General features: G+C 36.1%; 24 protein-coding genes. 8 read left to right on the top strand and 16 right to left on the bottom strand.

The features are described from left to right. Positions 1–96: 96 nt before the first annotated feature. Positions 97–1,644: a multicopper oxidase family protein gene (locus tag J3U59_RS06435; RefSeq protein ID WP_267333744.1), complete on the top strand. Its 1,548-nt coding sequence runs from the start codon at positions 97–99 to the stop codon at positions 1,642–1,644. 191 nt (positions 1,645–1,835) lie between these two features. On the opposite strand, the gene J3U59_RS06430 is transcribed toward J3U59_RS06435, so the two are convergent. Beyond that, positions 1,836–1,985, bottom strand: a complete 150-nt coding sequence (locus tag J3U59_RS06430) for a hypothetical protein (protein WP_267333745.1) — start codon at positions 1,983–1,985, stop codon at positions 1,836–1,838. Beyond that, the gene (locus J3U59_RS06425; protein WP_267333746.1) at positions 1,979–2,263 is read right to left on the bottom strand and encodes a hypothetical protein; all 285 of its coding nucleotides are present in this window, start codon (positions 2,261–2,263) and stop codon (positions 1,979–1,981) included. The genes J3U59_RS06430 and J3U59_RS06425 overlap by 7 nt, the downstream gene beginning before the upstream one ends. 205 nt (positions 2,264–2,468) lie before the next feature. Between J3U59_RS06425 and J3U59_RS06420 the strand changes: the two genes are divergently transcribed. The 4 genes from J3U59_RS06420 to J3U59_RS06405 all read left to right on the top strand — a co-directional run bounded on the left by J3U59_RS06420 (position 2,469) and on the right by J3U59_RS06405 (position 6,562). Beyond that, positions 2,469–2,813 carry a hypothetical protein gene (locus J3U59_RS06420; protein ID WP_267333747.1) on the top strand — a complete coding sequence of 115 codons (345 nt, stop codon included), beginning with the start codon at positions 2,469–2,471 and terminating at the stop codon, positions 2,811–2,813. An 82-nt stretch (positions 2,814–2,895) separates the two neighbouring features. Next, positions 2,896–5,619, top strand: a complete 2,724-nt coding sequence (gene secA, locus J3U59_RS06415) for a preprotein translocase subunit SecA (protein WP_267333748.1) — start codon at positions 2,896–2,898, stop codon at positions 5,617–5,619. A gap of 117 nt (positions 5,620–5,736) precedes the next feature. Then, positions 5,737–6,141 (top strand): 8-oxo-dGTP diphosphatase MutT, encoded by a 405-nt coding sequence (mutT, locus tag J3U59_RS06410; RefSeq protein WP_065633139.1) that lies wholly within the window; start codon positions 5,737–5,739, stop codon positions 6,139–6,141. Between the two features lie 205 nt (positions 6,142–6,346). Further along, positions 6,347–6,562, top strand: coding sequence for a DUF4177 domain-containing protein (locus J3U59_RS06405; protein WP_065633138.1), 216 nt, complete (start codon positions 6,347–6,349; stop codon positions 6,560–6,562). Between the two features lie 190 nt (positions 6,563–6,752). Here the strand turns inward: J3U59_RS06405 and J3U59_RS06400 are convergent, their stop codons facing one another. Genes J3U59_RS06400 through J3U59_RS06380 form a run of 5 tightly spaced genes read right to left on the bottom strand, consistent with a single transcriptional unit; the run spans position 6,753 to position 8,671 of the window. Beyond that, complete coding sequence (locus J3U59_RS06400; RefSeq protein ID WP_267333749.1) at positions 6,753–7,133, bottom strand: DMT family transporter; 381 nt, start codon at positions 7,131–7,133, stop codon at positions 6,753–6,755. Next, complete coding sequence (locus J3U59_RS06395; RefSeq protein ID WP_267333750.1) at positions 7,133–7,489, bottom strand: EamA family transporter; 357 nt, start codon at positions 7,487–7,489, stop codon at positions 7,133–7,135. Before J3U59_RS06395 ends, J3U59_RS06400 begins: the two co-directional genes overlap by 1 nt. Next, on the bottom strand, positions 7,477–7,911 hold the full coding sequence (zur, locus tag J3U59_RS06390; RefSeq protein ID WP_065633135.1) for a zinc uptake transcriptional repressor Zur: 435 nt from the start codon (positions 7,909–7,911) through the stop codon (positions 7,477–7,479). The genes J3U59_RS06395 and zur overlap by 13 nt, the downstream gene beginning before the upstream one ends. 24 nt (positions 7,912–7,935) lie before the next feature. Continuing rightward, positions 7,936–8,208, bottom strand: a complete 273-nt coding sequence (locus J3U59_RS06385; protein WP_267333751.1) for an RnfH family protein — start codon at positions 8,206–8,208, stop codon at positions 7,936–7,938. A gap of 1 nt (position 8,209) precedes the next feature. Continuing rightward, a complete protein-coding gene (locus J3U59_RS06380) occupies positions 8,210–8,671 on the bottom strand; it encodes a type II toxin-antitoxin system RatA family toxin (protein ID WP_267333752.1) in 462 nt (153 codons plus the stop codon). A 33-nt stretch (positions 8,672–8,704) separates the two neighbouring features. Between J3U59_RS06380 and smpB the strand changes: the two genes are divergently transcribed. Further along, a complete protein-coding gene (gene smpB / locus J3U59_RS06375) occupies positions 8,705–9,187 on the top strand; it encodes an SsrA-binding protein SmpB (RefSeq protein WP_065798905.1) in 483 nt (160 codons plus the stop codon). A gap of 28 nt (positions 9,188–9,215) precedes the next feature. Here the strand turns inward: smpB and J3U59_RS06370 are convergent, their stop codons facing one another. The 8 genes from J3U59_RS06370 to uxaC all read right to left on the bottom strand — a co-directional run bounded on the left by J3U59_RS06370 (position 9,216) and on the right by uxaC (position 20,932). Continuing rightward, positions 9,216–10,214, bottom strand: coding sequence for a substrate-binding domain-containing protein (locus J3U59_RS06370; RefSeq protein ID WP_267333753.1), 999 nt, complete (start codon positions 10,212–10,214; stop codon positions 9,216–9,218). An 18-nt stretch (positions 10,215–10,232) separates the two neighbouring features. Further along, positions 10,233–11,351 (bottom strand): glycoside hydrolase family 172 protein, encoded by a 1,119-nt coding sequence (locus tag J3U59_RS06365; RefSeq protein ID WP_267333754.1) that lies wholly within the window; start codon positions 11,349–11,351, stop codon positions 10,233–10,235. A gap of 75 nt (positions 11,352–11,426) precedes the next feature. Beyond that, the gene (locus tag J3U59_RS06360; RefSeq protein ID WP_267333755.1) at positions 11,427–12,662 is read right to left on the bottom strand and encodes an oligosaccharide MFS transporter; all 1,236 of its coding nucleotides are present in this window, start codon (positions 12,660–12,662) and stop codon (positions 11,427–11,429) included. A 776-nt stretch (positions 12,663–13,438) separates the two neighbouring features. Then, positions 13,439–14,761: a glycoside hydrolase family 28 protein gene (locus J3U59_RS06355; RefSeq protein ID WP_267333756.1), complete on the bottom strand. Its 1,323-nt coding sequence runs from the start codon at positions 14,759–14,761 to the stop codon at positions 13,439–13,441. A gap of 122 nt (positions 14,762–14,883) precedes the next feature. Then, positions 14,884–16,398: an MFS transporter gene (locus J3U59_RS06350; RefSeq protein WP_267333757.1), complete on the bottom strand. Its 1,515-nt coding sequence runs from the start codon at positions 16,396–16,398 to the stop codon at positions 14,884–14,886. Between the two features lie 96 nt (positions 16,399–16,494). Continuing rightward, positions 16,495–17,991, bottom strand: a complete 1,497-nt coding sequence (locus J3U59_RS06345) for an altronate dehydratase family protein (RefSeq protein ID WP_267333830.1) — start codon at positions 17,989–17,991, stop codon at positions 16,495–16,497. 16 nt (positions 17,992–18,007) lie between these two features. Next, positions 18,008–19,471, bottom strand: a complete 1,464-nt coding sequence (locus J3U59_RS06340; protein WP_267333758.1) for a tagaturonate reductase — start codon at positions 19,469–19,471, stop codon at positions 18,008–18,010. Between the two features lie 48 nt (positions 19,472–19,519). Then, positions 19,520–20,932: a glucuronate isomerase gene (gene uxaC / locus J3U59_RS06335; protein WP_267333759.1), complete on the bottom strand. Its 1,413-nt coding sequence runs from the start codon at positions 20,930–20,932 to the stop codon at positions 19,520–19,522. 668 nt (positions 20,933–21,600) lie between these two features. Between uxaC and exuR the strand changes: the two genes are divergently transcribed. Next, positions 21,601–22,380 carry a transcriptional regulator ExuR gene (gene exuR / locus J3U59_RS06330; RefSeq protein ID WP_267333760.1) on the top strand — a complete coding sequence of 260 codons (780 nt, stop codon included), beginning with the start codon at positions 21,601–21,603 and terminating at the stop codon, positions 22,378–22,380. A 118-nt stretch (positions 22,381–22,498) separates the two neighbouring features. Here the strand turns inward: exuR and lolA are convergent, their stop codons facing one another. Further along, a complete protein-coding gene (lolA, locus tag J3U59_RS06325) occupies positions 22,499–23,092 on the bottom strand; it encodes an outer membrane lipoprotein chaperone LolA (RefSeq protein ID WP_065633124.1) in 594 nt (197 codons plus the stop codon). 173 nt (positions 23,093–23,265) lie between these two features. Between lolA and J3U59_RS06320 the strand changes: the two genes are divergently transcribed. After that, the gene (locus J3U59_RS06320) at positions 23,266–24,606 is read left to right on the top strand and encodes a replication-associated recombination protein A (protein ID WP_267333761.1); all 1,341 of its coding nucleotides are present in this window, start codon (positions 23,266–23,268) and stop codon (positions 24,604–24,606) included. Positions 24,607–24,813: the final 207 nt, after the last annotated feature.

The raw sequence follows: 24,813 nt of genomic DNA, 5'->3' as shown, positions 1-24,813 counted from the left end.
ATAACGCAATAAAAAGCACCTTATGTGAGGCTTTTTATCACATTGTTTTGAATAAATGGTTATTTTATTTAACTAACTATATTTTAAAGGAATATTATGAAACGTCGAAATTTTATCATCAGTTTTACCGCCGCCTTAGGTGGATTGTTTGCCACTAAAGCTATCGCCAAAATGAATCACGCATCAATGTCTGAAAACGTTTGTGAAGTTAATTCTGATAACTGTAATACGGAGGGGAATATGCACGATCATATGAACATGAATATGAATATGAATAACACAATGCCACAAAAACTGTTATCGACTTCAGCACTGAAACAGGGTAAAAATTTACCTGAGCTCACCAATTTAAAAAATACCAGTAACCAAGCTGGCGTCTTTGAAGCAACGTTACATTTAAAACCAGTAAAAATAGCTTTAACACCCGATATCACGACAGAATTTTGGGCATATAATGGCATGGTTCCCGGTCCAAAAATTGAAGTATTTGAAGGTGATCAGGTCAAAATAACAGTGAAAAATGATCTTTCACAACCCACAACCGTACACTGGCATGGTTTGCTTATTCCGTCAGATCAAGACGGTAATCCACAAGATGCCATTCCAGCAGGCGGTAGTCGAATTTATGAATTTACCATCCCTGAAGGCACCGCTGGAACCTATTGGTATCACCCCCATGGGCACGACACCGTTGCTGAACAAGTCTACCGTGGTTTAGCCGGTACATTTATTGTCCGCAGTAAAAACGATCCATTAGCTTCACTACCTGAGCAACATTGGTTCTTTTCCGACTTAAAATTAACAGAAAAAGGGGAAATTGCTGAAAACTCGATGACAGACTGGATGAATGGTCGAGAAGGGCAATTTGTGTTAATCAATGGCGCTTACCGCCCAAATATAAAAGTAGAAGGTGCAACCCGAGTCAGAATCTGGAATGCGTGTTCAGGTCGATACTTAAACCTTTCGGTACCCGATTGTGATGTTTATTTAGTGGGTACTGACGGTGGCCTAATTGCTGCGCCTCACCAACTTAATACCCCCCTACTACTTACCCCAGCTGAACGCGCTGAAGTGGTGATTGTTCCGAAGAAAACAGCCAGCCTTTACTTGGAAAATATCGGATACGATCGGGGTAAAATGGGTAATGTACCGCCGGAGCAAAATATCATTCTTTCACAACTCCAGCTAACTCAAACGGCCAGTGTAGTTTTACCGACTCATCTAAAACAAGTACCAACTTTAGGCGAAGCTGTCGCTAAAAAATCACTGGAATATACCGAAGTAATGGATAAAAGTGAGCCTCGAGGTGGTATGTTGTTTTTAATTAATGGCAAACGGCATGATATGTCACGAATTGACTTAGAAAGTAAACTGCACGATGTTGAGGAGTGGACAATTGTTAACAACTCACATATGGATCACAATTTCCATATACATGGTGCGCAATTTATTGTGCAGTCTCGTGAATTAAATGGTACTAAAACCACACCTGAATTTGTTGCGTTAAAAGATACCACCAATTTACGTCCGCACGAAACACTTGTTGTGAAAATTCAACAAAACATGCCGGGATTACGCATGTATCATTGCCATATCATCGAACACGAAACATTGGGTATGATGGGGCAATTGATGGTGAAATAATCGATTTGTTCTCCCTCTTTTCTTAATTGTCTAAATACAGACTATTAAGATTAAGAGGGGATTTTATTTCGATTAAGATAAATCAACAATCTATAGCAAATAATCCCCCTCAAATAGAAAAAATAGTTTCAACAATTACGGTAACAAAATAGACAATATCGAGTAAATAACAGACTAATTAACGTTGACAGTTACTCACCTAAAATGACTTGTGTTTGCTTCTCTAATTTTGCAACTAGCAAAGGATCAGCCATATCATTAGTCATCAATGCGGTAATCGCTTGCCATTCGCAAATTTTATATAAACTTTTGCGACTGAATTTAGTGTAATCACCTAACATATATTTTTATCCAAGTGAGCAATGATCGCTTTATCAACATAAGCATCAAAAGAAGATGAACAAGAAGGACCGCTTAAATTACTCAAGCCATCAATATCTAAACAACAAGCATCTACCTGAATTTCATTAATCTTTGACACGGTCCAACCACCAAAAACCGATGAGCTTTTATCACGCAGTTCACCGCCAAATAAAACAATTTGGTTTTGTGATGAAATAAGCGTGTTAGCAATAGGCAATAAATCAGTAAAAATCTCATAATCGGCACAAAAGCTCAAAAGCTGCCCCACCCTATTGCTAGTATAAATTGGCAAGTGGATGTTATCGATCACTCATTTTAAGCATTTTACTGCCGCAACATCTAACCAAGTCAAAATAAGACAGCAGACATTTATCCATTTTTCATTTAACATCAAGAATAGCTAATGACACGGCTGCAATAATTGTTTTAATTTTGGGAAAAAATGCTAGAATGTTGCCACTATGACTGTGATTAGCTATTGTAAACAACTCCACAAACGCTTTATTATCAGAACTGCTTTATCGCACTTATTATTAGGTGTGATTGCTGCTGGATTTGGTCTATATCAAGAAAATGCATTACCTGCTCAGCCAACGGTTTCTCAAGTCGGTATTATTGCCATTACAGCGATAGTACAAGATCATCAAACGCCAATAAAAGCGCATATACAATCACTGTTATTGGTGCAAAAGCAACATGATGATAAACAAACCATTTCATTAAATCATTATGATGTCAGTCCCAATATTGTCATCCGGTTAACCCCTTATAACGGCATTAGAGCAGGCCCTAAAGCTACCGTTTAAACCATTGATAACGTAATAAAATAAATTGGCCATATTTAGGTATAAACCTTATTAATCCTATTGAAAAAATAAGAGAAAGATCATGTTATTAAAATTATTAACCAAAGTATTCGGTAGCCGTAATGAACGCGTACTAAAAACAATGCGCAAACGCGTAGAAAGAATCAATGCGTTAGAACCACAAATGGAAGCATTAACCGATGATGAGCTAAAAGCAAAAACAGCAGAATTCAAACAAAAAATTGCTGATGGCACCAAATTAGATGATATTTTAGAAGAAGCTTTTGCGGTCGTTCGTGAAGCGAGTAAACGCGTTTTTGGAATGCGTCATTTTGATGTACAGCTAATTGGGGGCATGGTATTAAATGAACGCTGTATTGCTGAAATGCGTACCGGTGAAGGTAAAACCTTAACCGCAACTTTACCCGCCTATTTAAATGCGTTAACCGGCAAAGGGGTTCATGTCGTCACGGTTAATGATTACTTAGCCCAACGTGATGCTGAAAACAATCGCCCACTATTTGAATTTCTAGGTCTAACTGTCGGTATTAATCTCCCTAACATGCCACCGCAAATGAAACGCGATGCTTATAACGCCGACATCACTTATGGCACTAATAACGAGTATGGCTTTGATTACCTTCGCGATAATATGGTGTTTACAAAAGAATCGCGAGTACAACGCCCACTACATTATGCCTTAGTCGACGAAGTAGACTCGATTTTGATTGATGAAGCAAGAACACCATTAATCATATCTGGACAAGCCGAAGACAGCTCTGATAGATATGTCAGTATCGATAAAATTATTCCGTATTTAGTTCGCCAAGAAAAAGAAGATTCTGATCAATTTCAAGGTGATGGTGACTTTTCTATTGACGAAAAAACACGTCAAGTCAACCTTACTGAACGCGGTTTAATTAAAGTTGAAGAGTTACTAATTAAACAAGGCATTATGAAAAGTGACGAGTCACTGTATGCCCCAAGCAATATTGTGTTAATGCACCATGTCAATGCAGCGCTTCGAGCCCATCACCTATTCCATAAAGATGTGGATTATATTGTTCGCGATAACGAAATCATTATTGTCGATGAACATACCGGTCGTACCATGGATGGACGCCGTTGGTCTGATGGATTACATCAGGCGGTAGAAGCCAAAGAACATGTCAAAATTCAAAATGAAAACCAAACTTTGGCATCTATCACTTTCCAAAACTATTTCCGACTATATGAAAAATTAGCAGGGATGACAGGAACAGCGGATACCGAAGCATTCGAATTTAATCAAATTTATGGTCTCGATACTATTGTTATTCCAACGAATCGTCCAATGGTCCGTAAAGATCAATCCGATTTAGTCTATATGACCGAAAAAGAAAAAATCGATGCGATCGTTTCTGATGTACAAGAATGTGTAAAACGTGGGCAGCCTGTGTTAGTCGGTACGGCTTCCATCGAGAAATCAGAACTTGTCTCTCAAGCATTTAAAAAAGCGGGTATCAAACATAATGTATTAAATGCTAAATTCCATGCACAAGAGGCCGAGATTATCGCTGAAGCAGGTAGTAAAGGTGCCGTGACAATTGCCACCAATATGGCTGGTCGTGGTACTGACATTATGCTTGGTGGTAACTGGCAAAATGAAGTCGCTAAACTTGAAAATCCAACCCCTGAAGATATCGAAAAAGCTAAACAAGCATGGCAAACTAAGCACGAAGAGGTTATAGCACTTGGTGGCCTTTACATTTTAGGGACAGAGCGTCACGAATCTCGTCGTATTGATAACCAATTACGAGGTCGTGCTGGTCGTCAAGGTGACCCTGGTGCTTCACGCTTTTATCTATCACTTGAAGACCCATTAATGCGAATTTTTGCTTCAGAGCGTGTTGGTAACATGATGCGTAAACTGGGTATGAAAGAAGGCGAAGCCATTGAACATCCTTGGGTTACTAAAGCTATTGCAAATGCGCAAAAGAAAGTTGAAAGCCGTAACTTTGATATACGTAAACAACTACTTGAATTTGATGATGTTGCCAACGATCAACGTAAAGCAATTTATCGTCAACGAAATGAACTACTCGATAATAGCGATATTAAAGATACCATTGATTCTATTCGTGATGACGTATTTAATGCGTTAATCGATCAATATATTCCACCTCAATCAATTGAAGAGATGTGGGATGTGCCTGGACTAGAATCAGCTTTAAAAACCGATTTTGCTTTAGATTTACCGATTGCCAAATGGTTAGATGAAGAAGCAAATCTGCATGAAGAAACATTACGTGAACGCATTTTACAAATTGCAAAAGAGACCTATCTTGAAAAAGAAAATAGTGCTGGCTCTGAAGCATTTAGACACTTTGAAAAAAGTGTAATGTTACAAACACTTGACACTTTATGGAAAGAACATTTAGCCGCAATGGATTATTTACGCCAAGGTATACATTTACGTGGTTACGCGCAAAAAGATCCTAAACAAGAGTATAAGCGTGAATCATTTAATATGTTTGCAAGCATGTTAGAATCGTTAAAATATGATGTTATTGGCGTACTGAGTCGTGTTCAAATCCGGTCACAAGAGGAAGTTGATGAAGCCGAACGACAACGCTTAGCTGAAATGGAAAAGCTCATGGAAAAACAGAAAACGAGCCATGAATCTGTTACTAGTATTGATGGAGATGAACCTGAAAACTCATCGACGCAACCAGTAGTCCGAGCGCAAGCGAAAGTTGGGCGTAATGATCCTTGTCCATGTGGCTCAGGAAAAAAATATAAACACTGTCATGGTGCTGTTCACTAAGGTAAAAATTTAGTATCATCAAAATATTATCAAATAAATTGCCGATAACAGTCGGCATTCAAAAAGTGGGAAAGGATCACTTTCCCCAAGTTGACTCATAGATAGACAGACAGGATTATGAAAAAACATACTGAAATTGCTGTAGGTATTATACGTTCACAAGATTGTCAAATCTTTATCACTCAACGAGGTGAAGACTCGCATCTTGCTGGTTTTTGGGAGTTTCCAGGTGGAAAAGTCGAAGTTGCTGAAACACCTTTTCAAACTTTACAACGCGAGATCGCTGAAGAAGTCGACATCCATATTCATCATGCGCAATTCTTAAAAACAGTTCAGCATAGTTACGATGATCGCGATATTACTATCCATGCTTATTTAGTTGAAGAGTGGGATGGCGTACCTTTTGCCAAAGAAGGGCAACCGAGTCGTTGGATTGATCAAGAAGATCTCAATGCGGATGAATTTCCCGATGCTAATCGACCTATCATCGAAATGCTAAAAAATTTAGATAAACAAATTTAGCATATTCTTTTTAAGAATACCTTTTTATTCGTTTGATTTTCAAGCGTATACCTTCCCCTATCCGCATAAAAAACATAATATTAACTCAAATATTGCTGTTTTAACTTTGTTTCAAAGCATAACTTATAATATACTGCTGTCCTTATTGATATTACTTATCAATAAGGACACTATTTTTAAAATATAAAAAAAGGAAATGAATACAATGAAAGAATATAAAGTCGTTATTTACCAAGAAGGTGCTTTATCCTCTTTACTTTTTGGTGCAGCGAATTCTAATGCTGAAAAATTCTCTGATTTTTTAAATCAAAATGCAAGACAAGGTTGGCGTGTGGTGACAATGGAAAAAGATATGAGACGCTTATTTCTACTTTGGAAACGCGAAGCCTATCTAATTGTGATGGAAAAAGATCGCATATAAATAACCAATATTCATACAGTTTAAAAAACTGTATGAACAATAGAAATTGAGCTTAAGCTTAAAACTGGTTAGTTTAGTTTTATTTGATTCAAGACAGTTGATGTCCAAAACTACAGGTCAATTTAAAGATAAAATATCACTCACTATTTATAATTTACATTTGACCTTTAAAATTAAACAGCAAAATCGATTATTTACACTGTAATCGTTGTTCGGCTAATGCCAAAAAAACAATACCAATAATAATACATAACGCGCCAAGTAAACGAGTGGTTGTAATTTGCTCATCAAAAGCCACGATCGAAACAAGCATTACCGTTACAACTTGTAAATGAGAAGCTGCAAAAGCCGGACCAACTGGTGCTTTTTTTAATAATATCATCCATGTCATAAAAGCACCTGTATAGCCTAAAATAACTAAATAAGCCCAACCATGACTAAAAATACGAATCAACCAATGAAAATTAGCCTCAAAGGGGAGTGCTGCTAATGCCGTTAATTTAAAGCTGGTTTGCCCAAACGTATCGAAAAATAATAACAAAATAAAACCAATGATATAAAATTTTTTCATTAGGTTAGCCCTACTAAAATAACGCCAAAAGTAATAAAAAATATACCAATAAGACGAAAGGCTGTTAGATGCTCTTTAAATAAAACTCGCCCAGCAATCATAACGGTGATAATGTTAAACGATCCTAATAAAATACCTTGCGACAAAGGGACTTCACTTAAAAACGCCAGCCAAAAAATAAAGCCAACAAAATAGGTACCAAAACCTAACCAAAGCCAAAAATTACCAAACAATCTTTGCCAATAGTGTAAACCTTGTTGATGTTTTGACGTTATGGCGGCATATTTAAATGCAATTTGTCCAACAGTATCACAAAATAGATTAACTAACCAAAGTGTAATAATTAAGGCTGACACGGCTGACAAATTCCATGTATTTCAAGCACACTATGTTTTATTAAAAACTGACTTTGCAGTGCTAATAGCTTGAGCTGTGTTTCAATATCTTCTGAATGCTTTTCTATAATTTGTTTACATTTATCACAAATAAATAAAATTGAAATATGCTCGGGGTCGTGAAAATGCGGGCATACAATGTAACTGTTAGATGATTCAACTTTGTGAATAAAACCTTGTTCGAGTAAAAACTCAAGTGCGCGATAAATTGTCGGTGGTTTTGCTTGCGGTTCACTCACTTTCAACAGATCTAACAAATCATATGCACTCATCGCTTTATTTGCTTTTAACATGATATGTAAAACGGTACGCCGCTGTGTTGTCAGTTTTATACCGCGTTTTTTGCATAACATTTCAATCTTTTCAATTAGCAGATTGTGCATTCGGTTTCCCTTCACTTTTGATTATTATTTATTACGTGCTGCTTTTTTTCGTCTTATCTCTTTAGGATCATTAATTAATGGACGATAAATTTCGATGCGATCACCATCATTAACTAACGTATTAAAATCACAGCGCTTACCGTAAATACCAACTAGATGCTCATCTAATGCAATTTGACATAGCGATAAGATATTGGATTTTGTTATTGCTTGCAATACATTAGTTTGTGCATCAACGTCTAAATCAATGACGGTTGCATTATTAGGTAAAGCATAAACAACTTGAATATTTATCATACTAATAAATCTGCCTTGCTCGTGTTGAAAATGCATTGACCATGTTAGTCATAACTTCTTTAAACACTGGGGTAAAAGCAATATCAAGTAGCTTATTTTTAAACTCAAAATCTAAACTAAAACTAATTTTACTGTGAGTATCATTCACTGGCGTAAATTGCCATTTACCAGACAGGTGTTTAAAAGGGCCTTGCAGTAACTTCATCTCAATTAAATGCGGCTCATTAATCTGATTGACAGTAGTAAAAGATTTTTTGAAGCCTAACTTTTCAACCTCAATAAAAGCCGTTAACCTATTATCTTGTTTGCTAATAATGCCAGTTGCGATACAATCAGGAACAAATTCTGGATAACGAGCAATATCATTAACCAACGCAAACATTTGCTCAATTGAATAGGGCTCGATAACTTCGTGAAAAACGTGTGCCATAAGAATAAAATAAAAAAATAAAAATATTGGCATATAGTATCACGTAACTCTATAATATCGCACATTATGACTAAGAAAAAATCACACAAGCCGGGTTCGGCAACGATTGCATTAAATAAACGCGCACGCCATGAGTACTTTATTGAAGAGGAAATTGAGGCGGGATTATCCCTACAAGGTTGGGAAGTAAAATCCCTGCGCGCAGGTAAAGCCAACATTAGTGATAGTTACGTTTTACTCAAAGATGGCGAAGCATGGTTATTTGGTGCAACAATTACGCCATTATCGGTTGCATCATCGCATGTAGTATGCGATCCGATGCGTACACGTAAATTGCTGCTTAATCAGCGTGAATTGAACTCTCTGTTCGGTCAAATAAACCGTCAAGGTTATACCGTTGTTGCCCTATCTTTATATTGGAAAAATGCCTGGGCTAAAGTAAAAATCGGTTTAGCCAAAGGTAAAAAAGAGTACGATAAACGTACTGACATTAAAGAACGTCAATGGCAGGTTGATAAAGCGCGAATTATGAAAAATGCCAACCGTTAATAGTCTAGTTCATAAAAAAATTGCTAGGCTAACGGTGGCGAATAATTTTCGGCTCAATAAAAAAGGCATGATGTTTTAGTTCTTTAAAGTTAATCAGCCGATCGATGACCTCAACACAAGTATGTGCCATGGTTTGAAAATCTTGTGCAATGGCATCTGTTGGGTAATAACAGTAGTCAAGATAGATATTATAATCATAAGAGCATAAACAAATTTGATTAGGATCTATTTTGATTTCGACCAAATAACTCAGTACCTCTTGCAATAAATTGCAGGAAGGCGTAAAAATAGCCTTAGGTAACCGCCCTAATTTTTGATGAACACCTTTAATTAACTGATACCCTTTATTTTGACAATAGTCATCACTGACTAACCAATCGTGTTTGAACTTTAATCCCGCAGTTTTGAGCCCTTGCTTGAATCCTTCAAGTCTTGCATGAATCGAGGTTAATTGTATATCACACCCAATAAAATAAAACTCTTTTAGTTGCTTAGCATAAGGAATTATCAAATCGGCAACTGATTTTACAGATTCACTTGTGATAAAAGGAAGTTTGGTATCTTTTAAATAACGATCGAAAAACAAAACGGGAGTCTTTTGGTTAATGCTTACATAAAAATCATCACTATCTAAAGATGTTACAACAATCATGGCATCAACGCAGCGTTCGACCAAATTTTGCGCCACTTTAATTTCGACCTCGGGATTATAATGACTACAAGTGATTAAGAGTTGAATATTTTTTTGTCTGAACGAGGCTTCTAGATGATGTAAAAACATCGAAAAAAATGAATTAGACATATCCGGCACAATAACGCCAATAGTATTAGTGCTATTCGCTTTAACTAAATATTGACGAATATGAGATTGATCACTGTATTGCTGAGCAATCGCTAATACTCGTTGCCGAGTTAAGGGCGAAATTCGATACTTTTTATCTCGTTTATTAAAAATATGACTGACGGTCGTTGCCGACACGCCAGCCAAACGAGCAATATCATTGATCTTTAATTTATTACTCGCCATAACCACATTACCTTATTTTTAGCGCGGAGTTCGCTGTTGTTTATTAGGGAACGCAGGATTGTGATTTGCCGATGGATTTTGATACCAATAAGCCACACTTGCGATATCATCACAACGTTCATACAATCTTATATCATCGTTACCAATCTGTTGAAAGGCTAACTTGATATTTTTGTGAAATGCCACCGGATCTGGTAAATGCCAACGATATAAACCATGCATCGGCAAACCATCATCGCCAAAGCCATGTACAGGGTTTGCATCGCCTGTCTGGAAAAAATCACGTGTTGCATCACGATTGGTTTGATAAGGGTAACCCATAAACAGTGTTTGAAAACACTTCGCTTTTGGGCGTCCTTGGCTGTCGCGATTATGAAATGCCCAAGCGCCACCAAAATAGTCTTCAGAACCCGTTGAATGTTGTGTTGGATAGTCGCTATCATCATCAAGATAGAATTTAAACTCCCCTTCCCCCCACCAATAACGCTCTAGCGCCGTTAAGGCTAAGTAAGTCCCTACATAATAACCCTGTCCTTGCACATTATCCAAAATGACATAATCTTGGGCGTATTGAGTAATGCGTTGTCGGCGCCATTGCGCATGAAAATAAAGCGGCGCTTCAAATGGTTTTGGCATTAACGCATAGTTCACAGTAAAAAAGAAATGTTGCAAATCAGCCTCATGCTCATTTTCAATTTCAATGCGGGCTTTTTTATTAAATGGCATTCTAAAATAACAATTAAAGCCACCTGTTGGATTAACGACAATTGGCATTGAGTTGATGTCACATCTTGCACCAAAACCATTACAGAAAAAGTCACCAATTGGGCTTTCAACTGATGGTACGGCTTCATCATCCCAATAAATGCGTATCACCACATCGCGGAGTACAAAGCTTCCGCGATGTGTTCTATCAGTTAAAGTAAACCACATATGACGAATTTCAGCAGGACCCGTTATTTCGGCTATGGTCACCTTTTTACCAGCAGGGATTGAGATACAGCCTTGCCCTTTTCGACTCGGTCCTAAAGCACTGGCCTTCATACATGATTTGCCTTTTTCACCTGTCATATTTTCGGGCGAAATGGTTCTGGTTTGTTCAAAGTGAAACTGCGTAACTGAATTGAATATATTCATTTTGAATCCTTAATATGTTTTATTAAATGTAATTTGTTTAGCCGAATTAAAAACGTGTTATGAATCTTAACTAGCTTACTTTTCTGATGATTTGAGCTTTTTGTCACGACTTAAGAAAAGCATGGCAAAAATCATAAAACCTAACACGACTAGCCCTAAATTATTAAAGGTGGTTGCAGCGCCAGCAGTATCATAAACTTGCCCAACATAGGTAGAAAACAATATCACCCCAACCGAGCCTGCGACCTGATAACCAATTAAAAATACCGTTGCCGACAAGCGCGCATTAAAGTTGTTATCAATATATTTAAATACTGACACTAAAATGGTTGAAATTTCTAAACAGTGCATCAGTTTAATCACTGAAATAATGGCAATGCTCTCGACATGACCGGTTAAAAAGATTCGAGATGCTGAAATAAAAGCGGCAAAAATTAAGGCGTTTTTCGCACCAACACGGTTAACCACAAATGGCACACAAAACATCACGGCTGCTTCTAAAAATACTTGGAATGAATTTAATATGCCGTATAACCGATAACCATCATTCACATCAGTAAATTGCTGGGTAAAGTAAACCGGAAACAACTGTTGATCGTAAATATTATAAAGGCTATAAGTACCAAGCACATAAATCACAAATATCCAAAACTTTTTAAGCGCAAACACTGAAATAATCTCATTAAAACTTAACTTATCTTTCTTTTGAAAGACTGCTGCCGATGATTTACTTAAATCCGGTTTAAAATTCAGATTTAATATCATAAAGCAAACACCCACTACTGATGCCGCCCAAAAATTGAGATGAGGATTAATACTAATTAAGATGCCAGCAATAAATGTTCCTACAGCGTAAGCAATACAACCCCAAGTACGGCATTGTCCAAATTCAAAATCAAAAGCACGGCTGATTTTTTCACAATAGGAATCAATCAACCCCATACCAGCAACCCAACCAAAACCTAAAAAGAAGCTACCAAAAACGACACCAATATAAAAACTATGCCGTAATAGCGGTTCATAGACATAAATTAACGCGGGCGCAGCGCAAGTAATAATGATGCTTTGAAACCAAATTAAATGCTTTTTTAATACTAATTTATCTTGATAAACACCATAAATAATCATAATAATTAACGAGATAAAGTAATTAAACGAATAAATAATTCCGGTTTGTTTAGCCGTTAAACCAATCTCCTTACTTAGCCATATTGCATAAAAAGAAAAAACAAAACTCCCTGCTGCATAGTACATAAAGCTATAACATGAAGCGAACCAATAAGTTGGCTTTTGATAGAAGGTATTTGTCATAATTTATCCTTTAAAAAGTGAACAACTGAAATTGAGTATGAATAGCTAAAAATTTAGCTTTAAAAGGTTTATTAGATAAATGTGATCAACATCAAAGTTATTTTGTTGCCACAAACAAAATGAAATAAATCAGAGATAAAAATTAAAAGGATGACAAATGAAACACTAAAAATATTATGCCAATGACAATCTAACGATATAGCCAGTAACGTGACATATTTTTAGTATATTGATTTCGTTGCGCATTTTGATAAAAGTTCGTCATTTGCAACGGATTGTTAAATAACCTAAAACTATTTTACAAAATAGGATTAAGCATGCTTTTTCGGGATGTGATAGTTGTAAGGGATTTAAAACAAAAATAACGCATTCTCAGCCTTTAAAGTTCGCTTTGATGGATATAATAGCGACTATGTCTATTTAATGGTAACACTAACATGTGACAAGTGAAGTAGCCTTATAAGTACAATATTTACCTTAAACCTAGCCATTGATTGTTTGCACAAAAAAAGATTAGTTTGAAGGTAAGACTGAGTAGCCAATTAACAGCATCATTATGCAATATTTATCAACATTATATGTTGTTTTTATTTAAGATTGATAATAAACAACAGCCTTTTAATAAAATTACCCAGATTTGTTTTTGTTCTATTATTAGCAATAATATCTCTAAATAGTGATAAAACGTTTGATAAAATCGACAGATTCAAACCCGTAATAACATAAAAAATAATTAAAAATAACCGCATTCTCGCGGTTATTTTGATGAAAAACCATTAAGCATTAAGCGGCAATAATTTACCGTCTTGTTTAATAAATGATTGATTAACATGTACACCTGTACTGTTTTTGATACTAAGTGGCTCGCTAATGACATTATCAACAATAACATTGTTAAATAAAATGGTGTCGGCATTTTCAATAAAAAAGCCCTTACCCGCTTCGGGTTTGACATCTTTAAACATGTCAACTTCACCTGCTTGCGCATTAATTTGCATCGATACTCGAATATTATCAAACGAAATATTGGCTATTGGCGATTCAGGTATACCATATAAAAATCCAGCATAAGCACGTACATTTTTGGCAATAATATTAGAAAAACTAATATTATGACATGCGGGTGTTTGTTCATTAACCGGTAATGCTTTTTTATTCCAGACAATGGGATCATTACCTTTAGGGCCGCAATAGTAATAATAGTTCATCACAAATGCCGATAATACTTCGTCCATAATGATATTACTAAAGGTGATATCCGAAATAGTACCACCTCGACCACGGCGGGTTTTAAACCTTACACCACGGTCGGTTTTTTGAAATACGCAGTTAGTAATGGTCACATTACGAATACACCCACTCATTTCACTCCCTAATACCACTGCACCATGTCCATGAATCATATTACAGTTAGTAATTAATATGTTTTCACAAGCGCTTTTATCAACCGTTTCTTCTGTACCTGCTTTAATTGCAATACAATCATCACCAACATCAATATAACAATTTGAAATTCTCACATTACGGCAAGATTCAGGATTGATACCATCCGTATTTGGTGAATCAGCTGGATTAAGAATCGAAATATTATCAACGACCACATTGTTTGACTCCATTGGGTGAACGGTCCAACTTGGTGATTGTGTTAAAAATAGTTTTTCAATCGTGATACGCTCGCAAAAATCAAATCCGAGCAAATAAGGTCTAGGGTATTTAAGATTACTGCGATCGTTGCGAAAAGTATGCCACCATTTTTTGCCATTACCATCGATTTTTCCACCGCCGGTGATTGTTACGTTCTCAATATTATGACCATATATACATGGCATATATACATCTTGTTTTACCCCTTCCCAACGAGAATTGACCACGGGATAATCTTTAGCATCATCGGAAAACAATAACGTTGCACCTTGTTCAATCTCTAATGTTAGATTACTACAAAGTTTAATAGCTCCGGTAAAATAGGTGCCAACTGGAACAATTAAAGTTCCTCCACCTCGTTGTTCAATATGTTGTATCGACTTTGCAAAAGCTAAGGTATTTATTGTAGTACCATCACCAATTGCACCAAAATCTTTAACTGAAACAGTCGTCATTTTTTATCCTTTACGTGTTACTTTGTGAACTATCCACTAATCGTGTAGCGGACAGTTCACGATATATGGCTAAAATCAGGACTCGCATTACTGGCTAATCCTAGCCATTTATTCAATGAATGTTATTTTGCTTGGGTATTTTTTGATTTAAAACCAATGTTGTTATTGCCAAAGCAATTTTCATAAGCAATCCCTGATAATTCTTCAACAACTTTTTTAGTTTCTGGCGTAACATCAGCCATTTTTCCCCCTTCGCGAATACGAGCAACTTCATTAATAATGATTGAATGCGTTGCATGATCAAGCTTCATTCTCCAAGCGAAGAAAGCACCAATAAGTGCCATTCCAACAACACCATATAAAATAATGCCATTAATAGCATCAATTGCACTTTGTGGCTGAACATGAGATTTTGATTCAAAACCATATGCACTTAAAATAATACCAAGTACAAATACAATTGAAGCGCGAACTAATTTACCCGCCATAGTCATTGCACCAGCATAAACCCCTTCACGACGTCGATTAGTTACCACTTCATCAACATCAGCCAAAAATACGTAGACACTCCAGGGAATGTAATATACGCCCCCCGTACCTAGACCAAACCAAATGGTAATACCCACAACAATCCAAGTGATATTTGGCAAGTTAAGATAATAAATACCGACATAACCAATCATCGATGAAATTACAATGAGTAATGCAATAATAAACGGTTTTTTAAAGCCTTTTTTAGCACAATACATCATAAAAAAGGCTGTCGAAACTAGCTGGCAAATACTGCTTAACGAGTTCATTGAAGCGACAAATGAGCGAGGTTCACCTAAACTAAACACAATGAAATAGGTAAATACGGCGGTAAATAACCATTCAGCACCAAACCCAAATAGATACATGCCTAAATGCGTTCTAAACGTTTTAATACGAAATGTTGATAAGATGTCGATAATAAGCTTTTTAATAGCTTCAAAAAAGCTATGTACAGATTCATCTTTTACTTCTTCTTTAGGTTTTTCCCAACTATTACAATACAGTAAAATCAACGCGACGATCATAATCGCTGCGTAAGTGATCCCCGTTAATAAGAAAGGCGTTGCTGAATCTTTACTATAATAGTAAAAATAGATGCCAGGTATGGCAGCACCTAAAAAGTTAGCTACTTTACCAAACATTGCTTTTGAACCAGTCAAATAAGTACGCTGTGAAAAGTTAGATGTCATTTCAACTGGTAAGGTATTAAATGGGATCATAATGCTGGTATAGATGATTTCAAATAAGATGTAAGTTATTAAGTAATACCAAAACCCCATACCATCAATCCATAACATTGGATAGATGAGCATTAAAGGTATGCCAATTAAAATAAAGAATCGGCGGCGCCCAAAACGTTGTCCTATTTTTGTTTGGTAAAAGTTGTCAGTAATAAACCCCATTAATGGATTAAGAATGACATCCAAGTAAGTTGCAATAGAAAAAATTAATGCTGCTTGAACGACACTTAAGCCACAAAAAGTGGTATAAAAATAAAGCAGCCAAGCCCCACTAATTGCTAAAGCGCCACTGCCAATTAAATTACCACTTCCATACGAGAATCTTACTAACCATGTGATTTTTCTCTCTTTTTTATTCGTCATGAATGATACCTATATAATTTATAAAAAAAACGGGCCCCTAGCATTAAGTCCGCAAGGACTTAACGACATGATTTATTTTTGAATAAAAATTTAGTCTTAGAGGGTTACGCCACTTTTAAGGATGGCTAAATTTTTGAAATTATTTTTTTCATTACAAGTTTGTTGTCCATTAGCTACCTGCACTATGTAATCAATAAATTCTGTTAACACTGTTTTCATTGAAATGCCTTGAATTAATTTTCCGGCATTAAAATCAATCCAATTCACCTTCTTCTCTGCCAATTGTGTATTGGTTGCAATTTTGACGGTTGGCACAATGCCACCATAAGGCGTTCCTCGACCAGTGGTAAATAACACCATGTGACAACCAGCTGCGGATAAAGCGCCAGTGGCAACAGCATCGTTCCCTGGAGCACTGAGTAAATTCAAACCATGCTTAGTTAACATTTGTCCATACTTAAGCACATCAATCACTTTACTGCCCCCTGCTTTTTGGGTACAACCCAGTGATTTTTCTTCTAACGTGGTAATGCCACCGGCTTTATTCCCTGGCGAAGGGTTTTCGTAGATAGGTTGATTATTCGAAATAAAATATTGTTTAAAATCATTAATCATCTGAACTGTTTTATTGAAAGTCGATTCATCAATGCAATGCGACATTAAAATATTTTCAGCACCAAACATTTCTGGCACCTCAGTGAGCACACTAGTCCCACCATGTTCAATCACATAATCAGAAAAAAGACCTAGCATCGGGTTTGCGGTAATACCTGAAAAACCATCCGATCCACCGCACTCTAACCCAAATTTTAATTCACTCAAACGACCGGCTTCACGCTTATCGTTTTTCATGACAGTGTAAAGTTCTCTTAAATGAACCAATGCGGCTTCGATTTCATCTTCTTCTTGCTGAGCAATAAGAAACCGTACTCGTGACTCATCATAGTCACCCAAATCGGCTTTGAACGCCGAAATCTGATTATTTTCACAACCTAATCCAATAACCAGTACAGCACCTGCATTAGGATGTTTGACTAAATCTTGTAAAATAATTTTCGTATTTTTATGGTCTTGCCCGAGTTGCGAACACCCATAAGGATGTTCAAGAACGGTAATCCCATCAATTTCTAATTGATTATTTAATTCTGCACAAAATTGTTTAACAATTTGCTGAGCAATACCATTAATACAAGTTACAGTTGGGATAATCCATAATTCATTACGAATACCAACCTCACCATTTTTACGACGATAAATATTGATTTCTTTATCTGGTATGGCATGTAAAGCGTCATTATTTGCTATCTGAGGATGATATTTATAATCATCAATATCACTTAAATTAGTTTTTAAATTGTGTGAATGAATATGCTCACCGGCTTTAATTGCACAAGTTGCATGGCCTATCGGCAAACCATATTTAATGATATTGTCACCTTGTGCTATATCTTGAAGGGCAAATTTATGCCCTTGTTTGACTGGTTGTTTTAAATCAATGGTATGACCATCAACAATAACATTTTCGTCGTGTGCTTCTAAATCAGATAACGCCACCGCAACATTATCTTTATTATTTATTTTTATAAATTTAATCATTACATCGCTCATTTTATTTGCTACTCACAACGCATTTTTCAATTGCTTGACGCATACCATCCTGGGTAATGACCGTTAAATATTGCGTTATGGTTTGTGCTAATTGCGGAATAGTTAATAAATCGTGTTCCCAATGGGCTTTATCGCTTAATATCGTGTGTACAAGTTGATCTATAGTTTGTTTACCTTCGGCTACATTTGCCCAACCGTTGTGAAAACGCGCCAACCAAGTAGCATCATCTTGTAATGGATAGGTTTGGTTGTTTCTCACCCCACGATAAAAAGCCATAAGTGCGGCAAATGCGAAAACTAAATGGGTTGGTAAAACACCTTTGTCTTTTTGATAAGCGATTAATTGTGGAAGAATACGCGTTTTAAATTTAGTTATGCTATTTAAAGCTATCGACATTAATTGATGTTCAATAAATGGGTTTTTAAAACGGCTAATCACAGACTGGGCAAAATCCACTAATTCTTGATGTGGTAAATCTAAAACAGGGATAATTTCATCAAAAATAGTCTCTTTAATATAAGCTAAAATTTGCGGATCATTCATTGCTTCACCAACTGTATCAATCCCTGATAGATAAGCAACTGGCACTAAAGCTGTATGGGCACCATTTAAAATAGCGACTTTTCGCTCTTTATACGGCTTAATATCATCCACAATTTTGATATTCATATTGCATTTATCAAGGCATAATTTTTGAGCTAACCATTGCGGTCCTTGAATAACAAAAAGATAGAAATATTCAGCAGAATCGATAAAATTGTCTTTATAACCTAGTTCAGCTTCAAGCTCAGCAATTTGTGCTTTTGGGTAACCCGGTACAATTCTATCGACAAGTGTAGAACAGAATACATTGTCATTTTCGATCCATGCAATAAACTTGTCAGACAAGTTCCATTGTTTAGCATACTTTAATACAAGTTTTTTAAGCGCATCACCATTGTAATCAATCAGTTCACACGGAATAATAATTAAACCACTCGCTTTACTGCCCGCAAAGTGTGTAAATCTTTCATATAAAAAAGCGGTTAATTTAGCTGGATAGCTAGCCGCAGGGCGATCGGTTAATTTATCCCCCTCAACGTAACTAATGCCGGCTTCTGTTGTATTCGAAAAAATAAATTGGATATTGGGATCTTTTGCTAATTCAAGATATTCATCGTATTGAGTATAGACATTTATCTCATTATTCACTGAGCGAATCATTCTAAACTCTTTTACTGCTTCGTTTTTTTCGTTTAAGCCACGAATCAATGTGGTGTATAAGCCATCTTGAATACTTAATGAGGGTGGAAAATCAGTATTTAGTGGACGAACAATGACTACGCCCGCATCAAGATCTGTTTTTTCATTTAAGATATCTAATTGCCAATCTAAAAAAGCACGTAAAAAATTACCTTCGCCAAATTGAACAACACGTGTCGTATATTTTGCACCTGGAAAATCATTTCTGTTTAATGTTTTCATTACTCTAACTCTTCTTTAATTAATCTAATTACAACGACTTAATGCTTTTTAGCTTAGTTCAATACCAAAATAGTTTTTCGCATTGTCAAAACTGATATTTTTAACCATTTGACCTAATAATTCGATGTCGCGTGGTGCTTCACCATCTTCTACCCAACGCCCCACCATTCGACATAAAATACGTCTAAAATATTCATGACGAGTATACGAAAGGAAGCTACGACTATCGGTTAACATACCCACAAAACGGCTTAATAAGCCGAGCTGAGCAAGTTGTGTCATTTGGCGAATCATGCCGTCTTTTTGATCATTGAACCACCAGCCTGAACCAAATTGCATTTTGCCGCGAACACCTTCACCTTGGAAATTACCTATCATGGTGCCTACAATTTCGTTATCAGACGGGTTTAAACAATAGAGTATTGTTTTAGGTAGTGCATTTTGCTTAGCTTGCGCATCTAATAATCGAGAAAGCGGTTGCGCTATAGGTGAATCATTAATAGAATCAAAACCGACATCCGGCCCCATTAACTTAAACATTTTTGAGTTGTTATTCCGTAACGCACCAATGTGGTACTGTTGCACCCATTCACGTTTGTTATACTCACTACCTAAAAAGATTATGACTGCAGTTTTGAATTGTGCTGTTTCTTTGGTACTTAACATTGCACCTGTTAATCGTTTAGCTAAGATGGCATCTAACTCTTTTTCACTCGCTTCTTCATAAACAACTACATCTAATGCATGATCCGAAACTTTACATCCATGCGCAGCAAAATAATCCATACGTTTTGATAATGCTTGGCAAAGTTGTTGGAAATTAGTAATAGCCACATCAGCGACAGCAGATAATTTTTCGATATAAGCTACAAAAAACTCTGAATCAATATTAAATGCTTTATCTGGGCGCCAACTTGGTAGAACTTTAATATCAAATGAACTATCTTGGGCAATGGTTTTATGGTGGATTAAATCATCAATAGGATCATCGGTTGTCCCTACCATTTTGACATTCATTTTTTTCATAATGCTACGTGCAGAAAACGCTTTAGTTTCGAGCATTACATTGCATTTGTTCCAAATAGTTTCAGCCGTTGATGGCGACAATAAAATATTATCTATTCCAAATGGTCGGCGTAATTCTAAGTGAGTCCAATGATATAAAGGATTACCAATAGTATGGGGCACAGTTTCAGCCCATGCTTTGAATTTTTCGAAATCACTGACATCTGTTCCTGTACAGAATTTTTCAGCAACACCATTAGTACGCATAGCGCGCCATTTGTAATGATCACCTTTAAGCCAGATGTCATATAAGTTTTTAAACTGATAATCTTTTGCAATTTGTTCCGGTGGTAAATGGCAGTGATAGTCAAAAATGGGTTGATCAGCTGCATAGTCATGATAAAGCTGACGAGAAAACTCGGTATCTAGTAAAAAATTTTCAGTTAAAAAACTCATTTTATTCTCCCAATAATAATTAAGTATCTGATGACATAAAATCGTGTGTAATCAGATCAATTTATTCGTTATATTTGTTGATAGTGCCTTTAAAATTTGTCTAAACTGCAACAGTGGCTAAAAAATAAAGTTAACTTAAAATAACTAATGGCTTAATAAAGCCAATGTTATTGGCTAGCGCACCAACAATTAAAGCAAAAATAGTACTAGCATGAAGCCAAACTGCTATATTGGTAAATCCGTTCACGGTTGGATAATGATTTAATAAGCCCAATACACAGCAACAACATAACAATAGTGTTGCGTTGTCATATCTATCACTGCTTTTAAAACAGGTATGCCAACAGCTATCAAATTAGGTGTTAGATGACCAAGTATTATTCTTATCGTTATTAAAGTGATCACATATCAACGCAGATTGTTATTGTTTTATACTTTTCACCACGCCCAATATAATAATGCGCGGCATAATAACATGTCTGATAACTTAAAAAGTTGACATATATCACATAATTTAAACATAAAAATATCTGATAGGATTTTTATTTGTCTGCCAACATTGATGATTGGTGTTCTATGTGAAAAAAATGAAACAATCTTATTTAACTCCAAGCAATTAGATGTTATTTTAAGGCGATGATTAATTAAGGAGCTATATCAAAGTCATCATGGCCCAAGAACAAAACGAATATCAAAGGCTTTACCAAATTATCGCAACCGAATTAAAAAACCGCATAATTAAAGGTATTTACCCAGTGGGTAGCAAATTACCTTCGGAAAGATTAATTTGTGAAGAGCTAAAAGTGAGCCGTTCAGTAGTTAGAGAAGCCATTATAATGCTGGAAGTTGAAGGGTTTGTTGATGCTCGAAAAGGGTCAGGTATTCATGTTATAGCTAACAGTATGCAATCTAATATTATTGACTCTCCAGTTGGTTTGAATTTTGCAACAACTGGACCATTTGAATTACTGCAAGCTCGTCAACTTATTGAAAGCAATATTGCAGAATTTGCTGCCACACAGATCACCAAAGATGATATCGTCAATTTATTAGAAATTCAGCATAATGCTAAAAAAGAAGATCATTATCGTGATTCTAATTGGGATTTAAAATTCCATACCCAAATTGCCATGATAACGCGTAACACGGCACTGATAACCATTGTGCAAGAGGCATGGCAACAAAGAACTTTAAATCCTTTATGGAAAAAGCTTCACGAACATGTCAAACAACAGGACATTGAAAGTTGGTGGGAAGAGCACGATAAAATTTTAGAAGCGTTAATCAATCGCGATCCTAAAGCGGCTAAATTAGCTATGTGGCAACATTTAGAAAACACCAAAAAAATGCTATTTGACGCGGCAAGTGAGGATTTTGAAACTAAACGTGACCACTATTTATTTTCCGATAATCCTGTTGTGAGTATTAATGAAGAAGATTATGAATAATCTTCTTCATTAATGTTCAAAATAATTATCAATGTCAATTCAATCAAATACACATAGTAACAAGCGGGTGCCTTTCGCCAGCTTGTTATCTGTTATTATGTTTTATTACTCTAGATAATTATCGTTGGTCATCAATGGTGACACCAGCAGGTGGAGTAAACTGAAACTTTTCTAATGAAACTTTGCCAAGTGTTTGACGCGACAAATCATAAAAACTGCGCTGTCCATCTTCTTCAATAATCGTAAAACTAGAAATCATGCCTGTTGGTAACACCGAGATAACAAAGTCTTGATTGGTCCCATCTGTTGGTTTTAATGTAAATGAGTCTTGCTTTCGTGTGACATTATACGCATTCCAAATAGGATTATGGCTATCTGTAATAAGTAACATTAATCGGTTATCGACAGCCTTTTTTAAATCCATCACACTTACTTGCTGAACCGCTGGCGTATAGACCCACATATTTTTTCCATCTGAAATAATAGATGTTTCATCTGGTTCATTCATTGTCCAATTAAAGTAATAAGGTCTTGTTACCCACAAATCCCCTTTACCTTGTTGTACTACTTGATTATCAGCGGTTTTCACATCTTGAGAAAACCGCGCATAAAAGCCATCTATTTTGTCTAAACGTTGTTGCAGTACTTCTTTATCGCCTGCCCATGCCGATACACTAACCAACAACCCTATTAACACTAAAATCTTTTTCATGCCTAATCCTTTTATTTTTATTTGGCAATATTTAAATTAATTGTGAGATCAAAATTATTTTAAAATATTAACGTTTTTCAATTAGCTAAGAAAGATATTTTCTTTTATTTTTCACTTAACCAATAAGCAGTATATAATAGCTCCAATTTTATAAATTTGGATAAATATTTACTATGCCTAGCCTATCTTTTGAGTTTAGCACTGATGAATTTAAACCGTTAGCGGCTAGGATGCGCCCGCGGGATTTATCGGAGTATATCGGGCAATCTCAGTTACTTGGCGAAGATAAACCATTACCTAAAGCTATCAAAGCAGGCAATTTACACTCCATGATATTGTGGGGTCCACCAGGCACGGGAAAGACAACATTAGCCGAAATTATTGCTCATCATGCCAATGCCAAAGTTGAAAGAATATCTGCTGTAACGTCAGGTATTAAAGATATTCGAGAAGCGATTGAGCGCGCTAAAATTAATCAGCAAGCAGGGATTCGTACAATTTTATTTGTCGATGAAGTGCATCGTTTTAATAAAAGCCAGCAAGATGCTTTTTTACCTTATGTGGAAAATGGCACCGTCACTTTTATTGGTGCAACAACAGAAAATCCTTCATTTGAATTAAATTCCGCATTACTATCAAGAGCAAGAGTTTATTTGCTAAAATCCTTGACCAATAATGATATAGAGCTGATTTTACAACAAGCCATGGACGATCCTGAGCGCGGATATGGTAATCGAAATATTATTTTACCGGACGAAACTAAAAAACAGATTGCCGAATTTGTAGGTGGCGATGCTAGGCGCGCACTGAATACACTTGAATTATTAGTCGATATGTCTGATGGTCAGGCACTAACGCCAGAATTACTTAAAGAAGTGATAGGTGAAAGAAGTGCCAGATTCGATAATCAAGGTGATCGCTATTATGATCTTATTTCGGCCGTGCATAAATCGATTCGAGGCTCATCACCCGATGCAGCGCTTTATTGGTATGCAAGAATTATTACCGCCGGTGGCGATCCGCTTTATGTTGCTCGTCGATTATTAGCTATTGCCTCGGAAGATGTTGGTAATGCCGATCCAAGAGCCATGCAAGTGGCACTCGCCGCGTGGGATTGTTTTACGCGAGTTGGTCCGGCAGAAGGAGAACGCGCAATTGCACAAGCTATTGTTTACCTTGCTTGCGCACCAAAAAGTAATGCTGTTTATTCTGCATTTAACCAAGCGATGAAAGATGCAACATCAAAACCCGATTATGACGTTCCTGAACACCTACGCAATGCGCCAACGAATTTAATGAAAAAGTTAGGTTATGGTGCACAATATCGTTATGCGCATGACGAACCCAATGCCTTTGCTGCTGGCGAAAATTATTTTCCACCAGAAATGGCTAATAGCAAATACTATTATCCTACTGAACGTGGTGCTGAAAAAAATTATGCTGATAAACTTGCCTGGTTAGATGCACAAAATCAAGCTAGCCCAAATCAACGTTATAAAACTCAAAAAAAATAATCTTTTTAATCGAGTTTCGCTATTTTTAGTCAAACTATTCTTACCTTGCACCCTAAAATCCACCCCATAAAAAAGGTATTATTTATTAATTTCAATTTATTAATAGACAAATTTTATTGCTTTAGATATAATCCGCGCCGCTCGTTATTTTCGATTTACCAATATATTTTTACAGCAATAGATATAATAAAAGTAATATAAGGAATA

Origin of the sequence: Gilliamella sp. B3783 (assembly GCF_026536125.1) — a bacterium.
In the GTDB taxonomy this organism is placed as follows: Bacteria; Pseudomonadota; Gammaproteobacteria; order Enterobacterales; family Orbaceae; genus Gilliamella.
This window is presented reverse-complemented; position numbering and strand designations above follow the sequence as displayed.

Excerpts from the sequence above, each read along its gene's own strand:
- mutT (WP_065633139.1), top strand. The coding sequence starts at position 5,737 with ATGAAAAAACATACTGAAATTGCTGTAGGTATTATACGTTCACAAGAT.
- J3U59_RS06370 (WP_267333753.1), bottom strand. The coding sequence starts at position 10,214 with ATGGCGAGTAATAAATTAAAGATCAATGATATTGCTCGTTTGGCTGGC.
- J3U59_RS06380 (WP_267333752.1), bottom strand. The coding sequence starts at position 8,671 with ATGCCAATATTTTTATTTTTTTATTTTATTCTTATGGCACACGTTTTT.
- smpB (WP_065798905.1), top strand. The coding sequence starts at position 8,705 with ATGACTAAGAAAAAATCACACAAGCCGGGTTCGGCAACGATTGCATTA.
- J3U59_RS06360 (WP_267333755.1), bottom strand. The coding sequence starts at position 12,662 with ATGACAAATACCTTCTATCAAAAGCCAACTTATTGGTTCGCTTCATGT.
- J3U59_RS06350 (WP_267333757.1), bottom strand. The coding sequence starts at position 16,398 with ATGACGAATAAAAAAGAGAGAAAAATCACATGGTTAGTAAGATTCTCG.
- J3U59_RS06400 (WP_267333749.1), bottom strand. The coding sequence starts at position 7,133 with ATGAAAAAATTTTATATCATTGGTTTTATTTTGTTATTATTTTTCGAT.
- J3U59_RS06420 (WP_267333747.1), top strand. The coding sequence starts at position 2,469 with ATGACTGTGATTAGCTATTGTAAACAACTCCACAAACGCTTTATTATC.
- J3U59_RS06365 (WP_267333754.1), bottom strand. The coding sequence starts at position 11,351 with ATGAATATATTCAATTCAGTTACGCAGTTTCACTTTGAACAAACCAGA.
- J3U59_RS06430 (WP_267333745.1), bottom strand. The coding sequence starts at position 1,985 with ATGTTAGGTGATTACACTAAATTCAGTCGCAAAAGTTTATATAAAATT.
- exuR (WP_267333760.1), top strand. The coding sequence starts at position 21,601 with ATGGCCCAAGAACAAAACGAATATCAAAGGCTTTACCAAATTATCGCA.
- J3U59_RS06320 (WP_267333761.1), top strand. The coding sequence starts at position 23,266 with ATGCCTAGCCTATCTTTTGAGTTTAGCACTGATGAATTTAAACCGTTA.
- lolA (WP_065633124.1), bottom strand. The coding sequence starts at position 23,092 with ATGAAAAAGATTTTAGTGTTAATAGGGTTGTTGGTTAGTGTATCGGCA.
- J3U59_RS06435 (WP_267333744.1), top strand. The coding sequence starts at position 97 with ATGAAACGTCGAAATTTTATCATCAGTTTTACCGCCGCCTTAGGTGGA.
- J3U59_RS06405 (WP_065633138.1), top strand. The coding sequence starts at position 6,347 with ATGAAAGAATATAAAGTCGTTATTTACCAAGAAGGTGCTTTATCCTCT.
- J3U59_RS06340 (WP_267333758.1), bottom strand. The coding sequence starts at position 19,471 with ATGAAAACATTAAACAGAAATGATTTTCCAGGTGCAAAATATACGACA.
- J3U59_RS06385 (WP_267333751.1), bottom strand. The coding sequence starts at position 8,208 with ATGATAAATATTCAAGTTGTTTATGCTTTACCTAATAATGCAACCGTC.
- secA (WP_267333748.1), top strand. The coding sequence starts at position 2,896 with ATGTTATTAAAATTATTAACCAAAGTATTCGGTAGCCGTAATGAACGC.
- zur (WP_065633135.1), bottom strand. The coding sequence starts at position 7,911 with ATGCACAATCTGCTAATTGAAAAGATTGAAATGTTATGCAAAAAACGC.
- J3U59_RS06355 (WP_267333756.1), bottom strand. The coding sequence starts at position 14,761 with ATGACGACTGTTTCAGTTAAAGATTTTGGTGCAATTGGTGATGGTACT.
- uxaC (WP_267333759.1), bottom strand. The coding sequence starts at position 20,932 with ATGAGTTTTTTAACTGAAAATTTTTTACTAGATACCGAGTTTTCTCGT.